The 15,159-nt window shown below is 64.5% G+C and carries 15 protein-coding genes; 9 read left to right on the forward strand and 6 right to left on the reverse strand.

Annotated features, from left to right (window positions below; genetic code table 11):
* Positions 1–4 precede the first annotated feature (4 nt).
* From GAK28_RS20525 to GAK28_RS20545, 5 genes are all read left to right on the forward strand, one after another.
* Positions 5–775: an ABC transporter ATP-binding protein gene (locus GAK28_RS20525; RefSeq protein WP_291783879.1), complete on the forward strand. Its 771-nt coding sequence runs from the start codon at positions 5–7 to the stop codon at positions 773–775.
* On the forward strand, positions 772–1,713 hold the full coding sequence (locus tag GAK28_RS20530; RefSeq protein ID WP_291783881.1) for an HlyD family efflux transporter periplasmic adaptor subunit: 942 nt from the start codon (positions 772–774) through the stop codon (positions 1,711–1,713). The genes GAK28_RS20525 and GAK28_RS20530 overlap by 4 nt, the downstream gene beginning before the upstream one ends.
* Positions 1,714–1,863: 150 nt before the next feature.
* A complete protein-coding gene (locus tag GAK28_RS20535) occupies positions 1,864–2,202 on the forward strand; it encodes a P-II family nitrogen regulator (RefSeq protein WP_291783883.1) in 339 nt (112 codons plus the stop codon).
* Entirely contained in the window at positions 2,192–3,499 is a 1,308-nt protein-coding gene (locus tag GAK28_RS20540) for an ammonium transporter (protein ID WP_291783886.1), read from the forward strand. The genes GAK28_RS20535 and GAK28_RS20540 overlap by 11 nt, the downstream gene beginning before the upstream one ends.
* Positions 3,500–3,860: 361 nt before the next feature.
* On the forward strand, positions 3,861–6,899 hold the full coding sequence (locus GAK28_RS20545; RefSeq protein WP_291783887.1) for a TonB-dependent receptor: 3,039 nt from the start codon (positions 3,861–3,863) through the stop codon (positions 6,897–6,899).
* A gap of 220 nt (positions 6,900–7,119) precedes the next feature.
* Here the strand turns inward: GAK28_RS20545 and GAK28_RS20550 are convergent, their stop codons facing one another.
* Positions 7,120–8,397, reverse strand: a complete 1,278-nt coding sequence (locus GAK28_RS20550; protein WP_291783889.1) for a nucleotide sugar dehydrogenase — start codon at positions 8,395–8,397, stop codon at positions 7,120–7,122.
* Between the two features lie 137 nt (positions 8,398–8,534).
* On the opposite strand from GAK28_RS20550, the gene GAK28_RS20555 reads away from it, so the two are divergent.
* Entirely contained in the window at positions 8,535–9,545 is a 1,011-nt protein-coding gene (locus GAK28_RS20555) for a phosphotransferase (RefSeq protein WP_291783891.1), read from the forward strand.
* Positions 9,542–10,222 (forward strand): N-acetylmuramate alpha-1-phosphate uridylyltransferase MurU, encoded by a 681-nt coding sequence (murU, locus tag GAK28_RS20560; RefSeq protein ID WP_291783893.1) that lies wholly within the window; start codon positions 9,542–9,544, stop codon positions 10,220–10,222. The genes GAK28_RS20555 and murU overlap by 4 nt, the downstream gene beginning before the upstream one ends.
* Before the next feature lie 7 nt (positions 10,223–10,229).
* On the opposite strand, the gene GAK28_RS20565 is transcribed toward murU, so the two are convergent.
* The 4 genes from GAK28_RS20565 to GAK28_RS20580 all read right to left on the reverse strand — a co-directional run bounded on the left by GAK28_RS20565 (position 10,230) and on the right by GAK28_RS20580 (position 13,857).
* A complete protein-coding gene (locus GAK28_RS20565; protein ID WP_291783895.1) occupies positions 10,230–10,457 on the reverse strand; it encodes a hypothetical protein in 228 nt (75 codons plus the stop codon).
* 134 nt (positions 10,458–10,591) lie between these two features.
* Complete coding sequence (gene motB, locus GAK28_RS20570; protein ID WP_291783897.1) at positions 10,592–11,599, reverse strand: flagellar motor protein MotB; 1,008 nt, start codon at positions 11,597–11,599, stop codon at positions 10,592–10,594.
* A gap of 6 nt (positions 11,600–11,605) precedes the next feature.
* Positions 11,606–12,460, reverse strand: coding sequence for a flagellar motor stator protein MotA (motA, locus tag GAK28_RS20575; protein WP_291783899.1), 855 nt, complete (start codon positions 12,458–12,460; stop codon positions 11,606–11,608).
* Between the two features lie 80 nt (positions 12,461–12,540).
* Positions 12,541–13,857: a PAS domain-containing sensor histidine kinase gene (locus tag GAK28_RS20580; protein WP_291783901.1), complete on the reverse strand. Its 1,317-nt coding sequence runs from the start codon at positions 13,855–13,857 to the stop codon at positions 12,541–12,543.
* Between the two features lie 137 nt (positions 13,858–13,994).
* Between GAK28_RS20580 and GAK28_RS20585 the strand changes: the two genes are divergently transcribed.
* On the forward strand, positions 13,995–14,381 hold the full coding sequence (locus tag GAK28_RS20585) for a response regulator (protein ID WP_291783903.1): 387 nt from the start codon (positions 13,995–13,997) through the stop codon (positions 14,379–14,381).
* A gap of 9 nt (positions 14,382–14,390) precedes the next feature.
* On the opposite strand, the gene GAK28_RS20590 is transcribed toward GAK28_RS20585, so the two are convergent.
* Positions 14,391–14,687 carry a hypothetical protein gene (locus GAK28_RS20590; RefSeq protein ID WP_291783904.1) on the reverse strand — a complete coding sequence of 99 codons (297 nt, stop codon included), beginning with the start codon at positions 14,685–14,687 and terminating at the stop codon, positions 14,391–14,393.
* A 203-nt stretch (positions 14,688–14,890) separates the two neighbouring features.
* Between GAK28_RS20590 and GAK28_RS20595 the strand changes: the two genes are divergently transcribed.
* Positions 14,891–15,130, forward strand: coding sequence for a hypothetical protein (locus GAK28_RS20595; RefSeq protein WP_291783906.1), 240 nt, complete (start codon positions 14,891–14,893; stop codon positions 15,128–15,130).
* Positions 15,131–15,159 lie beyond the last annotated feature (29 nt).

Raw genomic sequence — 15,159 nt, forward strand, 5'->3', positions numbered from 1 at the left:
CGCGATGAACGCCCGCCCCTCATCCCCGTCAGGCATCGCGCTCCAGGCGCGCGGCATCCACAAGTCCTTCGTGTCCGGTCGCGTGCGCAGCAGCGTGCTGCGCGACCTGTCCATCGATATCGAAACGGGTGAACTCACCCTGATCTCGGGGCCGTCGGGCTGCGGCAAGAGCACGCTGCTGGCGATCCTGAGCGGCTTGCAGCCGCCTGATGAGGGCAGCGTGCACGCCCTCGGCGAAGACCTCTGCACCTACGACACGCGCAAGCTCGAGCGCTTCCGCCTGCACCACACCGGTTTCGTCTTCCAGGGCTTCAACCTGTTTCCCGCGCTCAGCGCCGTCGAGCAGGTGGAGCTTCCGCTGCATTATCTCGGCCTGGCCCCCAGCGAAGCCAAGCGCCGCGCGGCCCAGTCGCTGGAAGAGGTGGGCCTGGGGCCGCGCATGCGCCTGCGCCCGTCCGAACTCTCCGGCGGCGAGAAGCAGCGCGTGGCCATCGCGCGCGCGCTGGCCAAGGAGCCCGAGCTGTTGTTCGCCGACGAGCCCACCAGTGCGCTGGACGCCGCCAACGGCCAGATCGTCATCGATATCCTGCACCGCATCGCCCGCAATCACGGCACCACCGTGCTGTGCGTCAGCCACGACCCGAGACTGGTCAGCCACGCCGACCGCGTGCTGACGATGGAAGACGGACGCATACTCAGCGATCGTCGCCAGCAGAGCCCCCTGCGTCCGACCACCGGGACCGACACCCCCGGCACCGAGGAAACCGCTCCATGAACGCCCGCCCCTTCCTTCCGCTCGCCGCCGTCCTCGCCGCCGCGCTGGGTCTCGCCGCCTGCTCGCATGGCGATGCCGCGCCGACGGCCGCCAGCGCGACGCCTGCCCCGGCATACGCCGCGGTGGCCCGCGGCCGCATCGACGTGGAAGGCGGAATGATCAACCTGACCATGCCCCGCGAAGGTGTGGTCGCCGAGGTGGCCGCCCATGAAGGCGACAAGGTGCGCAAGGGCCAGCTCCTGGCCGCGCTCGACACCGAACCAGCGAAGCTGGCCGTCAGCGCCGCCGAGGTCGAGCAGGCCCAGGCGCAGGCCCAGATCAAGCCGCTCGAAGGGCGCCTGAAGGCCGCACAGCAACACGCCAAGCGCCTCAGCGACGCCGCCGCCGCGGGCGCGGGTGACGGCCAGAGCGCCGACGATGCCCATACCAGCGCAGCCCAGTTGGAAGGCGAACTGGAAGGCGCCCGCGCCAATGCCGCGCTCGCGACGCAGAAGCTCGCCTCCGCCCGCTACGAACTGGCCCAGCATAGCCTGCGTGCGCCGATCGCCGCAGAAGTGGTCCGCCGCACCGTGCAGCCCGGCGCCAGCGTGTCCCCGCAGTCGGGCACCGCGTTCGTGCTGCTGCCCGAGAAGTCGCGCATCGTCCGCGCCGAACTCAACGAGTCCTTCGTCGGCATCGTGCATCCGGGCATGGTCGCTCAGGTGGTGGACGACAGCGGCAACGACCAGACACCCATCGCCGCCCACGTGCTGCGCATCGGTTCGGTCTTCAGCGCCAGCACCCTGGAAGACGATCCGATGGTGCGCGCCAACTCCCGCGCCGTGGACTGCGTACTGGTCTTCGACAACCCGGACGGGCAGGCCATGCGCATCGGCCAGCGCGTACTGGTGCGCTTCATGGGCGATGGCAAGCCGAGCGCAGGCAAGCCGGCGAACTGATACGCATTGCACCATCAGCGGGCGCGAAACCGCCCTTATATAGTGCAAATCATCCCATCCGCTCATCTCCATGTCGCGGCGCACAAGGCGTCGCGATGCTGGCATGCATCCTGCTGAACCTCCCGTAGTCCAGTCACGGGAGGCAAGGTCATGAAGTGGATCAGCGCGATCATCAAGCCATTCACGCTGGACGACGTGCGCGAAGCGCTCGCCGAGGTCGGTGTCCAAGGCATGACGGTGACGGAGGTGAAAGGGTTCGGTCGACAGCACGGCCATACCGAGCTTTACCGCGGTGCGGAATACGTGGTCGATTTCCTGCCCAAGCTCAAGATCGAGATCGCCGTTACCGACGACCAGGCGGAACGCGCTATCGAGGCGATCACCCAGGCCGCGCGCACCGGCAAGATCGGCGACGGCAAGATCTTCGTGATGGAGCTGGAACAGGCCATCCGCATCCGCACCCAGGAGGTGGACGCCGATGCGCTCTAGATTCCTCGTCGCCCTTCCCGCCCTGATTCCTTCCATCGCCCTGGCCGCGCCCGCGACGCTCGATTCCGGCGACACCGCGTGGATGCTCACGGCCACGATGCTCGTGCTGCTGATGACGATCCCCGGCCTCGCGCTTTTCTACGGCGGCATGGTCCGGGCGAAGAACCTGCTTTCCGTGCTGATGCAGTGCTTCGCCATCACGGCGCTGGTCACCGTGCTGTGGGTGGTCTACGGCTACTCCGTGGCCTTCGACACCACGGGCATGGCCGCCGGCAGCACGGGCCTGCATTCCTTCGTCGGCGGGCTCGGGCACGCCATGCTGGCAGGGCTCACGCCAGGCAGCCTCTACAACACGGTGCCCGAAGCCGTCTTCGTCATGTTCCAGATGACCTTCGCGATCATCACGCCGGCCCTCATCGTCGGTGCGATCGCGGAACGCATGAAGTTCTCGGCCTTGCTGCTGTTCACCGGGCTATGGTTCACCCTCGCCTACCTGCCTGTCGCCCATATGGTCTGGGGCGGCCCCGGCTCTTACCTGGGCGACCTTGGCGTGCTGGATTTCGCTGGCGGCACCGTAGTGCACATCAACGCGGGCATCGCAGGCCTGGTCGGCTGCCTCGTCATCGGCAAGCGCCGCGGCTATCCGAACACCCCGATGCCGCCGCACAACCTCGGCTACACGCTGGTCGGCGCCAGCATGCTCTGGCTGGGCTGGTTCGGCTTCAACGCCGGATCCGCAGTGGCCGCCAACGGCAGTGCGGCGATGGCCATGCTGGTGACGCAGATCGCCACCGCCGCTGCCGCGATCGGCTGGACCGCCGTGGAATGGCTCACCCATCGCCGCCCCAGCGTGCTGGGCATCGCCTCAGGCGCCGTCGCGGGACTCGTCGCCATCACGCCTGCCGCGGGCACCTGCGGACCCGGCGGCGCCCTCGTCCTCGGCCTGGTCGCGGGCGTGGTGTGCTTCTTCTGTGCAACCCGCCTCAAGCGCCGCTTCGGCTACGACGATTCGCTGGACGTGTTCGGCGTGCACGCCGTAGCCGGCATCGTAGGGGCTCTGCTCACCGGGCCCCTCGCCGCTCCGGTCCTGGGCGGCTTCGGAACCGTCACCGACCTCGGCCTGCAGCTGTGGATTCAGCTCAAGGGCGTCACCTTCACCGTGGTCTACAGCGCCATCGTGAGCTGGGTCGTCCTCAAGGCCGTCGACCTCACGATCGGGCTGCGCGTCGACGAGGAACAGGAGCAGGTGGGCCTGGATATCGCGCTGCACGAGGAGCGCGGCTACAACCTCTCCTGAGCCCGTCGGCACGATACGCGCCTGTAGGAGCGCGCTTGCGCGCGATTCGGGCTTACTGCGGCCCCCATCGCGCGCAAGCGCGCTCCTACAAGGCAGCAAGTCATCGCAAGTCCTTGCGATGAGAATATATTCATATTCGGCAGAATCATGCCTGAGATATAACTGTCACAACACATTCACGATAATTTGATAATCGCAAAATGTTGCTCTAGAACGGTAAGAACCTGACGTACGCCGTCTGTCGCTGGGTAGGTCGACAGACGACGAAAACGAGGTATCACCCGCGGCGTTCCCCCATAGACGCCGCTTATCCGTTCATGAATCGGGACCCTGTCACCCAGGGTCCGGTAGGGGCTTTTGCATGTTTCACTCCTCTTCCGTCCGCAGCTTCCTGCGTCCCACCGCGCTCGCCATCGCCCTCGGGCTGACCCTGGCGGGCAACGCGCACGCGCAGTCGAACGCCTCGGGCGTCGTCTTCGGCCGTGTCTCGGCTGACCAGGGCACCGCGGTGCACCTGGAAAACCTCGACACCGGTCTCAGCCGCGACATCACGGTCGACGCCGAGGGCCGCTACCGCGCCTCGTCGCTGCCGATCGGTCGCTACAAGATCTCCGTGATGCGCGACGGTACCACCGTGAGCACCCGTGAGAACGTCACGGTGCAGGTCGGTACCGGCGTGGATGTCTCGTTCGTCACCGAAGCCGCCACCAGCGCGTCGGCGCAGAGCCTCGAAGGCGTGCAGGTCACCGGCAACGTACTGCCGTCCATCGACGTCTCGTCGGTCGACTCGCGCACCGTGCTCACGTCCGAACAGCTGCAGAAGCTGCCGATCGCCCGCGACGTCACCTCGGCTGCCCTGCTCGCCCCGGGCGCCGTCGGCGGCGACGGCCGTTACGGCAACGTCGCGTCGTTCGGCGGCGCCTCGGCAGCGGAAAACCAGTACTACGTCAACGGCTACGCCGTGACCAATGCGCTCACCGGCCTGGGCCTCACCAGCCTGCCCTACGACGCCATCGACCAGCAGCAGATCTACACCGGTGGCTACGGCGCCGAGTACGGTCGCTCCACCGGCGGCGTGGTCAACATGATCACCAAGCGCGGCGGCAACACCTGGAAGGCCGGCGGCCAGATCGTCTACACCCCGAGCGGCCTGCGCGACACCCCGCGCGACATCTACCTGGTCAACGGTTCGTTCTACCAGGATCGCCACAAGAACAAGAGCACGGCCACCGAGTACTCGGCCTACGTCAGCGGCCCGCTGATCAAGGACAAGCTGTTCCTCTACGCCACCGGCGACTTCATCAAGACGGACGGCTTCACGCGCGGCTCCACCGCCGCCGCGACCGACATGAACTGGGTGACGAAGACCAGCCGCTGGCTCGCCAAGATCGACTGGAACATCACGGACAACCACCTGCTGGAACTCACCGGCTTCAGCGACAAGACGACCGAGAAGGACCAGATCTACGGCTACAGCTATGCGACGGGCCAGCGTGGCGCGTATCGCGGTTCCATCAGCACCAAGAACTACGGTGTCGCCGGCGCCACCCCGGGCGGTGACGTCTACATCGGCAAGTACACCGGCTACCTCACCGACAACCTGACGGTGAACGCGCTGTACGGCCGCACCACCTCCGATCACGTGCAGAGCACCAGCAGCGTGGGTGGCAACTGCCCGCTGATCAGCGGCAACTACACCCAGAACGGCAAGACGATCTTCCCGCCGAACTGCTACCTGCAGGGCCAGATGCTCGCCCCGGGTGCCAAGGACAAGACCCACGGCTGGCGTCTCGACGTCGAATACCGCCTGGGCGACCACGACATCCGCGCCGGTCTCGACAACCAGACGCTGGAGTCCTTCGCAGGCAACTACTACGAGGGTCCCGAGTCGGGTCGTGGCAAGGGCGGTAGCTACTACTGGACCTACGGCGACCTCGGCAAGGACAAGAACGGCAACATCATCCGGACGATCAGCGGTTACCCCGACGTCCTGTTCCCGCAGGGCACCACCAAGTTCGTCCAGCGCACGTACTACTACGCCGCGTCGAACGTGAAGACGGTGCAGGAAGCGCAGTTCATCGAAGACCACTGGCAGATCAACGATCGCTGGCTGGCCTACATCGGCCTGCGTAACGAGCAGTTCAAGAACATCAACGGCAACGGCGATGTCTACGTGAAGCAGCGCCACCAGTTGGCACCGCGCCTGGGCATCACCTGGGACGTCTTCGGCGACTCGTCGCTGAAGGTCTACGGCAACGCCGGCCGCTACCACCTGGCCATCCCGTCCAACGTGGCCGTGCGCGCCGCATCGGGCTCCTACTACCTGCGCCAGTACGGCACCTTCGACAGCATCGATCCGGTCACCGGCGAGCCGATCGGCTTCAAGCCAAACGGCATTGAGCGCCCGTCGAACGGTCACGACGGCACCCAGCCGGACCCGCGCACCATCGCGGCCAAGGGCATGGGCGCCTACTACCAGGATGAATACATCCTGGGCTTCGACAAGATGCTGGACAACGAGTGGACCGTGGGCGCCAAGGCCACGTACCGCAAGCTGAAGAGCTCCATCGACGACTTCTGCGACTCGCGCCCGTTCAGCAACTGGGGCAAGCGCAATGGCGTCGACATGAGCAAGGCCACCATCTCGGGCTGCTATCTGTTCAACCCGGGCAAGAGCAACACGTTCCAGGTGGACATGGATGGCAAGGGCAACTTCCGCGATGTCACGCTCACCAAGCAGGACTTCACCAACAACGGTATCGGCTTCCCGGAACTGAAGCGTCAGTACTACGCCCTGAACCTCTACGCCGAGCACCAGTTCAGCCACAAGTGGTACGCGAAGTTCGACTACGTGTTCTCGCGTAGCTACGGCAACTCCGAAGGCATGCTGAAGTCCGACATCGGCCAGCGCGATCCGTCGGTGACCCAGGATTGGGATGCTCCGGAAATCATGGTCGGTTCGAACGGCCCGCTGCCGAACGATCGCAAGCACCAGTTCAAGGCGTACGGCTACTACCAGATGACCCCGGAATGGCTGTTCAGCGCCAACCTGGTCGTCGCATCGGGTCGTCCGGTGAACTGCATCGGCGTCGCCCCGGGCGATCCGATCCGTTACGGTGCCGCGTACTTCTACTGCGACGGCAAGATCAGCCCGCGTGGTTCGCGCGGTCGCCTGCCGTGGACGGAACAGCTGAACATCGGTGCCGAATGGCGGCCGGCCTTCGCCGACCACAAACTCGGCTTCAACATCGACGTGTTCAACGTGTTCACGCAGCAGCGCAAGACCAGCGTGATCGAAGTGGGCGAAAGCTCGGCGGGCGCACCGGTCGTGACGTACATGCGTCCGATCACGTTCTCGACGCCGCGTTACTTCCGCTTTGCGGTGCGTTACGACCTCTGATAACTACAACTGTATCGGCTCCGTGCGAATCTCCCATCGCACGGAGCCACTTTCCCAGATCGACCCGGCTGAAAGGCCGGGTCTTTTTTTTGCGCCGGTATTAACACACGCCTGTAGGAGCGCGCTTGCGCGCGATCCGCGGCAGCGGCAACCTGGCCGCTACGCGGATCGCGCGCAAGCGCGCTCCTACAGGTACATAGGATCGCGAGGATGCGATCCGCTACAACCGACCGTCTACCGTGTCTTGCGGCAAGACCGACTTCACGTCGTAAAGCACAGCGCCCGGTTTGCCGAACGCGCGGATCTTCTCCGGTCCGAAGGCGCGAAATTCGTCGTGGGCCACGGCGACGATCACAGCGTCGTAGGCACCTTCGTCGATCGTCGCGACCGGGTGCACGTCGTACTCGCGCTCGCACTCCTCAACGTCGACCCATGGATCGTAGACATCGACATGCGCCATCGATTGGCGCAGTTCGCGAACAATATCGATCACACGCGTATTGCGCAGGTCAGGGCAGTTTTCCTTGAAAGCAAAGCCGAGCACGAGCACGCGCGCGTCGACGATGTGCAGGCGACGCTCGCTCATGAGGCGGATGACGCGATCCGCCACGTAGGTGCCCATGCGGCTATTGATCCGTCGTGCGGCCAGGATCAGTTCCGGGTGATAGCCGGTGACTTCCGCCTTGTGCGTCAGGTAGTACGGATCGACGCCGATGCAATGGCCGCCGACCAGGCCGGGCCGGAACGGCAGGAAGTTCCACTTCGTACCTGCCGCCTCCAGCACTTCGCCGGTATCGATACCCAATCGGTTGAAGATCAGCGCCAGTTCGTTGACCAGGGCGATGTTGACGTCGCGCTGCACGTTCTCGATGACCTTGGCGGCCTCGGCGATGCGCACGGATGAGGTCTTGTGGGTGCCGGCGCGGATGATCGTGCGGTACAGGGCATCGACGCGCTCGGCGGCATCCGGCGTGGAGCCCGAGGTCAGCTTGCGGATATCCACCACGCGGCGGGCGTGATCGCCCGGGTTGATGCGTTCCGGGCTATAGCCGCAATGGAAATCGACGTTGAAGACCAGCCCCGACCCACTTTCCAGGATCGGCACGCACACCTCTTCCGTGGTGCCCGGATAGACCGTGGACTCGAAGATGACCAGGTCGCCCCGCTTGAGCAGTCCGCCAAGCATGCGGCAGGCCCCCTCCAGCGGAGAAAGGTCGGGCCGCTGGGCTTCGTCGATGGGGGTCGGCACCGTCACGATGTAGACGTTGCAGGCTGCCAGGTCGGCCAGATTGCCGCTGTAGCGCAGGCGAGACGCGGCGGCGAGGGCGACACCGTCGACTTCCCGGGTGTGATCGTGGCCTTCGGACAGCTCGGCAAGCCGGGCCGGGTCGATGTCGAAGCCCAAGGTGTCGAAATACTTGCCGAACTCGACGGCCAAAGGCAGGCCGACGTAACCGAGACCGACGATGCCGATCCGCGGATCAGGGGTAAGAGCCATGTGGCGCCCAGGTCGTCCAAAAGAAACGAAGCGTACACGCCGGAGCCCCGCCGTAGTACCACTGCGCCCCCTGCTGGCTATCGCCAGGGCCGTCAAACCCTCTAAGCTCGCCGTTCGCAGCCACCACGATCCGCCGAATGACCCTCACCGACCGTTCTGCCGCACGCCTCGACTGGGCTCGCCACGCCACCGGCCTGCCCTCCCTGGTGCTGGAATCCGCCTCGGAGGACGCCAGTTTCCGCAGCTACTGGCGGGGGTACGTCGACGGCCAGCCGGTCATCGTGATGGATTCGCCACCGGATCGGGAAAATCCCGCGCCGTGGATCGATATCGGCAAGCGCCTGCACGAGGCCGGCCTGCACACACCCACCGTCATGGTCGCCGACCTTGAACAGGGCTTCCTCCTGATCGAGGACCTGGGTACGCGTACCTACCTGCCCGAGCTGAACGAACACTCGGTGAACCAGCTTTACGGCGACGCATTGGACGCGTTGCTGCGCATGCAGTCGCACGTAGGCACGGAAGGGCTCCCCGCCTTCGATCACGCCTGGCAGACCATGGAAATGGAGCTGATGCCGACGTGGCTGCTGGAGAAGCATCTTGGCGTATCCCTCGCCTGCGGCGAGTGGGATGTGATCGAGAACGCTTTCACGGCAATCATGCACGCCATCGCGGAGCAGCCGCGCGCGTTCATGCACCGCGATTACCACAGCCGTAACTTGCTGGTGACCGCGGAACGCTCACCCGGCGTCATCGATTTCCAGGGCGCCATGTCGGGGCCGATCACCTACGATCTCGCCTCCTTGCTGCGCGACGCCTATATCGTGTGGGACAACGAGCGCGTGGAAGGCTGGGTCGAGGCATACCGCCTGCGTCTGCTCGATGCCCACCTGATCGACGACACCGTGGATGCCGATCGTTTCCGTCGCTGGTTCGACCTGACAGGCCTGCAACGCCATATCAAGATCCTCGGCCTGTTTTGTCGACTTTGCTATCGCGACGGCAAGAGTCGTTATCTCGACGACCTTCCCCTGGTGCTTCGCTACGTGCTAGACACCGCACGTCGTCATGCGGACACCGCGAAACTCGCCGACCTGATCGAAGCGAAGATAGGCGACCGCGACATCCGCGTGGCAAACCACGCATGAGGCATGCACTGATCCTCGCGGCAGGCCGTGGCGAACGCATGCGTCCCCTCACCGATACGACGCCGAAACCGCTGCTGCTTGTGCACGGCAAACCGCTGATCGCGCATCACATCGAGAAGCTCGCCGCCATCGGCGTGAACACCATCGTGGTGAACACCGCTCATCTCGCGGATCGTTTTCCGGAAGCGCTCGGCGACGGATCGCAGTGGGGCGTGCGCATCCATTATTCCTACGAAGGACCCGAACCGCTGGAAACCGGCGGTGGCATGCTCAAGGCGCTTCCACTGCTCGGCGACAAGCCGTTCATCGTGGTGAGCGCGGATATCTGGAGCGACTTCGATTACGCCACGCTACCCGCCGAGCCATTGGAACTGGCGCACCTGGTGATGGTGCCCAATCCCAAATTCCATCCCAAGGGCGATTTCTCGCTATGTGGAGATCGCCTTCACGATAGCGATGCGCCACCGGACGCGGAGCGCCTCACCTTCGGCAACATCGGCGTGTATCGACGCGAACTGGTGTCCAGCGAAGCACCAGGCAAGTTCCAGCTCGGTCCGCTTTATCGTCGCGCGATCGCTCAGGGGCGTCTCACAGGCGAGAAATACACCGGTTTCTGGCGCAACGTCGGCACACCTGCTCAGCTCGACGAGTTACGCGATGTGACGCGTCAGCGTTGATGGTGCGCTACTGGATGGATTCTGACGCCAAGGTTCGCAATCGCTCGCGACCGAGTTCGAACGCTTCGTTATAGGCGCTGGTGACGTCCGAATAGTCTTGCGTGCCATCGGCGGCGTCGATTTCTTCACCGATGTGATCGAGGATCCGGTAGCTCGATCGGTAGAACAGCACGCCATCAGAATCGTGATGCTTCACGGCCTTGGCCACTACGCGAAACTTACTATGATTTTCCACTGCGGTTTTCCTCCCCCAGGCAACCGATACTGACGCGGGAAGATGACCGTTGCAAGTGGCCCCTGTTGCGGGGCCAAGACGGCAGGTGTGAAGCAAGTGCATGAATGGCCGTCCATTTCATGCGGGCATGCAACTCAGCCGTTGCGCGCCATCCCGATCGACACCGCCGCCGCACCGACCGGAGCGGCCGTGGCGGTGGGTGCAGCGCCTTCCGGATGCGCCTGCTCCGAGACATGAGGCGTCGGCGCCGGCGACGTCGTGGGTTCTCCCGCGACTTCGGGGGACAACGCCGCCTTCGCGGCCTGCTGCGTCATCACTACGATGCTGATACGACGGTTGATCGCCGACGAAGGGTCGTTCTTGTCGAACGGCACCGAGGCCGCAAGACCCACGACACGCGCCACCTTGGCGGGCTGCATGCCCCCATCCACCAGAGTGCGTCGTGCCGCGTTCGCGCGATCAGCGGAAAGCTCCCAGTTGCCGTATGCACTGTCTGCGCGCACATAGGGGGCATTGTCGGTATGGCCCGATATGCTGATCTGGTTCGGCACCTGGTTGATGAAGCCGGCCAGTTCGTGAAGGATCTGCACGGTATACGTTTTCAGCGCACCGCTGCCCGTGTCGAACATCGGCCGGTTCTGCTTGTCCACGATCTGGATACGCAGTCCTTCGGACGTGATATCCAGCAGCAGTTGATCCTTGTACGGCGCCATGGCGGGGCTATTCGCGATCGCGTCCTGCAAGTCCTTCATCAGCTGTTCGAGGCGCTTCTTTTCCTTTTCCTTCGCCAGGCGATCCACCTCGGTATCGGAGGGCTTGGCGAAGGCTTGCTGGTCGCCCGGGCCCTTCGGCAGGTCCATCGCACCACCAAGCTTGATCATGCTGGTGCTCGCGCCGCCCGGCCCCATCTTGCCCGACGGCGCCATGGTCGATTGGCCCTGGGCCATGCTGGGATTCTTGAAGTACTCGGACACCGCCGCACGCTGCTGTTTCGTACCCGCACCCACCAGCCACATGACCAGGAAGAAGGCCATCATGGCGGTGACGAAGTCGGCGTAGGCGACCTTCCATGCGCCGCCATGGTGGCCATGGCCACCCTTGCGACGTCGACGGACGATGATGACCTGCTTCAACTCGCTCATGGCGACTTACCGCGCGGCCTTCAGGTGGGCCTCGAGGTCCTGGAAGCTCGGGCGCGTGCTCGAGTTCAGCGACTTGCGGGCGAATTCCACGGCGACCATGGGGTTGTAGCCGCGCAGGTTGGCCATCAGGGCCACCTTCACGCACTCAAAGGCCTTGCCGTCGGTGGTGACGCGCGACTCCATCGCCGCCGAGAGCGGCCCGATGAAGCCGTAGGAAAGCAGGATGCCCAGGAAGGTACCGACCAGGGCGCCCGCGATATGCTGGCCGATGGCTGCCGTATCGCCCTCGATGGATTGCATCGTGATGACGATGCCCAGCACCGCGGCGACGATACCGAAGCCCGGCAAGGCATCGGCCATCTTCTGCACGGCGAGCGCGGGCGCCAGGGCCTCGTGATGATGGGTTTCCAGCTCCACCTCGAGCAGTTGCTCAAGTTCGTGCGGATCCATGCTGCCGCCCACGATCAGGCGCAGGCAGTCGGTGATGAAGTCGATGAGGTGATGCTCCGCGACCAGACGCGGATAGGCGGAGAACAGCGTGCTGTTCGCCGGATCCTCGATATGCGCCTCCATGCCCAGCTGCCCTTCCTTGCGCATCTTGGTGAAGATGTCATAGAGCAGCGAGAGCAGGTCCACGTAGTCCTGCTTGCGGTACTTGGGGCCCTTGAGCAGGGCGATGCCCTCGCTCGCGGAACGCTTCACGATGTCCATCGAATTGGCGCTGATGAACGCACCCACGGCCGCGCCGAAGATGATCAACAGCTCATAGGGCTGCCACAGCGCGCCGATGGTGCCGTGTGAAAGAACATAACCGCCCAGCACCGAGACCAGGACGACGATCGAACCGATAATGACCAACATGACTTCACTTCCTCCCAGTCGTCTCCCTTATCGGCTGGTTGCCCGCCAAATTGAGGAATTCCATCACGATTTGTCACGAATCACTCCGGAAGTGTGAGCGGTCCCGGATAACGCGGAAAGACGAGCCGAATTCGCGTACCGATTCCCGCCTCGCTCTCTATTTCGACACCGCCGCCCGCTCGCGCCATGGTGCCGTAGACCTGGGCCAGACCAAGGCCGGAACCGCCCTCCTTCGTGGTGAAGTAGGGCTCGAACAAACGCTGCCTGACTTCCTCCGGCATGCCGCCGCCCGTGTCGGCGATGCTCACGTAGACCTGCGTGCCGCCGCTGCCTGGCTCACGCAGGGAAAGTTCATGCGGCGGCAATGCTGGCCGTTCGCCGATCTCGATGCGGATATCACCCGTGTTGCCCATCGCATCGCGGGCGTTGAGGCAGACATTCATCAGCGCCTGTTCCAAGGCGTGGCGATCCGCCCAGACCGGCAGGGCGCCTGACGGCCGCGACACATCGATGCCGACGCGCCCTCCCATGCCGTGGCGTGCGAAGTCGGCAAAGTTGCTCACCAGCTCCCCCAGGTCGACCGGCTCGGCCCGCTCGGGCTGGTTCCTGGCGAAGGCCAACAGGCGTCGGGTAAGCGCCGTCGCGTGACGGGCACCGTCCATCGCATAAGCCAGCATCCGGCGCTGGCGCGAGGTCAGGTCGGCGGTTTCGTCCTCCAGTCCGGAAAGGCTGACGATCACCGTCTGCAGCATGTTGTTGAAATCGTGGGCGACACCGCTCACCAGCTGGCCGATGGCCTGTTGCTTCTGTGCCTGCAGAGCGGCGGCTTCCGCCAGGTCGCGGGCGCGATGGGCCATGTCCAGTTGCTCGCGGATGCCAGCCAGCCGGCTCTCGGCGTCCTCGCGGGCACCGTGTTCGGATTCGAAGCGTTGGAGCAGCGTGCCGTAACGACTGGAGGCACTGAGCGAGCGCGCCATCGACTCGTTGAGCCGGTCCTGAAGCAGTTCGTTGATCGACTCCAGCGCCGTCTGCAGCTGTACCCGTTCGGTCACGTCACGGCTGATGACGATGAAATGATCCAGGGTGTCATCGGCGACGACGGGCGCCACCATGACCTCCCACCAGCGCGACACACCGGCCGCCGTGTCGCGGGGGCTGACGAAATCGACCCGCTCACCGGTAGCCGCCCTGTCCAGGGCGCGCGCGACCATGTCCCTGGCTTCCGCCGGCCACAGATCGACCCATCGCCGCCCCACCAACTGGTCGGGTCCGTCCGGCGCCAACGCCGCACATCCCAGGCCTGCGACGAAACGGATCGTGCCGTTTCGGTCCAGTTCCTTCATGCAATCGGCCGAAGCCTCGACGAATTGTCGGTACCGCCCATCCCCTTCGCTCATGGCTCGCCCGTGCTTCGTCATCCCCCTGAACACCTCTATGACGCTCCGCCGGGTGGTCGCCTGTCAAGCCATGGTTCTCACGCCATCCCGACAAGCGAAAGTGGACAGTGCGAGCGAAGCTTCCGCATGGAGCCGGCATGGCCACCAAGGGACCCGTACTGGTCGTCGAAGACGATCGCAATGTGCTCGACATCACAAGTTTCGTCCTCGAGACGGCAGGCTACGACGTGTTCAAGGCGATGAGCGCCCGGGAGGCGCTCGTCGAACTGGGATTGCACCGCGATATCCTGCTCGTGCTCACCGATGTGAACATGCCGGGCGATATGGACGGCATCGAACTGGTGCGCGAGCTACGCCGGCAGGGCAACCCCGTCCGCTGCGTGGTGGTGTCCGGCGATGCGTATCATGCCGCCGACCGGCTGGGCGACTTGGCGCCCTTCCTGCCCAAGCCGTACGACAGGCAAAGCCTGCTCCGGGCCATCGAGGACGCCATGCCTCCTCACCACCACGTGCATCGCCACTAAGGCCGAGACTCAGTCCGCGTCGTGTGTTGTCTCGGCCGATTCGCCCGGACGGTCGTCGTCGAAGCCCGTCTCGCCCTCGGCGAACACGGGCGTGCCGTCTTCCTCCACGCCGAGTACGAGCCCCAGCGCTTTCTCGACCGCCTCGGCGGCGACGCCTTCGTCGCGAAAGCTACGGTTCTCACAAACCGCGAAGTAACTGGGAAAACCGCGCCCCTCAGGATGGGACGAGATCAAGGTGGTGAAACGGCTGCCTTCCTTCACCACGAGGGTGCGGAGGATGAAGCCTGGAAATTGGCGCTCAGCCATCGGTACGAACCTTCACAAAAGTAAACATCAATCAGGGCGGGGATTTGTGCCATGTCTTGCATGGAACATCTTATGGGTCAAGGACATTGTTCAGGTTATGGGCACTTGCCCAGCAAGTTCTTGTAGGGTATTTCCTACATCAAGCGCCGTCACACCGAATTCACGGCGGCGCGACACCGCAGAAACAGGGGCAGTACATACGCATGAACGTCACCACCACCACGTCGCCATCCCGGCGCCTGGCGTGGGCCGCCGCCGCCGTGCTCGCGATTGTAGGCCTCCTCGGCCTTGCGCTCGCGCCCAGGGTGGCCGCCGCGGTCTCTCGCACAGCGATCCAGATGGTATACGCCTGGTTGTGCGCGTCACTCGTCGGATCCGCCTACGTCGTGGTCACACTGGCCAACGACGCCGAGGGCGCCCTCGAGGAAAGCGACGACCACTGAATCTCAGGGACGGGGTTGTGACCACAAAG

It is taken from the genome of Luteibacter sp. (assembly GCF_009912395.1).
In the GTDB taxonomy this organism is placed as follows: domain Bacteria; phylum Pseudomonadota; class Gammaproteobacteria; order Xanthomonadales; family Rhodanobacteraceae; genus Luteibacter.

Excerpts from the sequence above, each read along its gene's own strand:
- GAK28_RS20525 (WP_291783879.1), top strand. The coding sequence starts at position 5 with ATGAACGCCCGCCCCTCATCCCCGTCAGGCATCGCGCTCCAGGCGCGC.
- GAK28_RS20530 (WP_291783881.1), top strand. The coding sequence starts at position 772 with ATGAACGCCCGCCCCTTCCTTCCGCTCGCCGCCGTCCTCGCCGCCGCG.
- GAK28_RS20535 (WP_291783883.1), top strand. The coding sequence starts at position 1,864 with ATGAAGTGGATCAGCGCGATCATCAAGCCATTCACGCTGGACGACGTG.
- GAK28_RS20540 (WP_291783886.1), top strand. The coding sequence starts at position 2,192 with ATGCGCTCTAGATTCCTCGTCGCCCTTCCCGCCCTGATTCCTTCCATC.
- GAK28_RS20545 (WP_291783887.1), top strand. The coding sequence starts at position 3,861 with ATGTTTCACTCCTCTTCCGTCCGCAGCTTCCTGCGTCCCACCGCGCTC.
- GAK28_RS20550 (WP_291783889.1), bottom strand. The coding sequence starts at position 8,397 with ATGGCTCTTACCCCTGATCCGCGGATCGGCATCGTCGGTCTCGGTTAC.
- GAK28_RS20555 (WP_291783891.1), top strand. The coding sequence starts at position 8,535 with ATGACCCTCACCGACCGTTCTGCCGCACGCCTCGACTGGGCTCGCCAC.
- murU (WP_291783893.1), top strand. The coding sequence starts at position 9,542 with ATGAGGCATGCACTGATCCTCGCGGCAGGCCGTGGCGAACGCATGCGT.
- motB (WP_291783897.1), bottom strand. The coding sequence starts at position 11,599 with ATGAGCGAGTTGAAGCAGGTCATCATCGTCCGTCGACGTCGCAAGGGT.
- motA (WP_291783899.1), bottom strand. The coding sequence starts at position 12,460 with ATGTTGGTCATTATCGGTTCGATCGTCGTCCTGGTCTCGGTGCTGGGC.
- GAK28_RS20580 (WP_291783901.1), bottom strand. The coding sequence starts at position 13,857 with ATGAGCGAAGGGGATGGGCGGTACCGACAATTCGTCGAGGCTTCGGCC.
- GAK28_RS20585 (WP_291783903.1), top strand. The coding sequence starts at position 13,995 with ATGGCCACCAAGGGACCCGTACTGGTCGTCGAAGACGATCGCAATGTG.
- GAK28_RS20590 (WP_291783904.1), bottom strand. The coding sequence starts at position 14,687 with ATGGCTGAGCGCCAATTTCCAGGCTTCATCCTCCGCACCCTCGTGGTG.
- GAK28_RS20595 (WP_291783906.1), top strand. The coding sequence starts at position 14,891 with ATGAACGTCACCACCACCACGTCGCCATCCCGGCGCCTGGCGTGGGCC.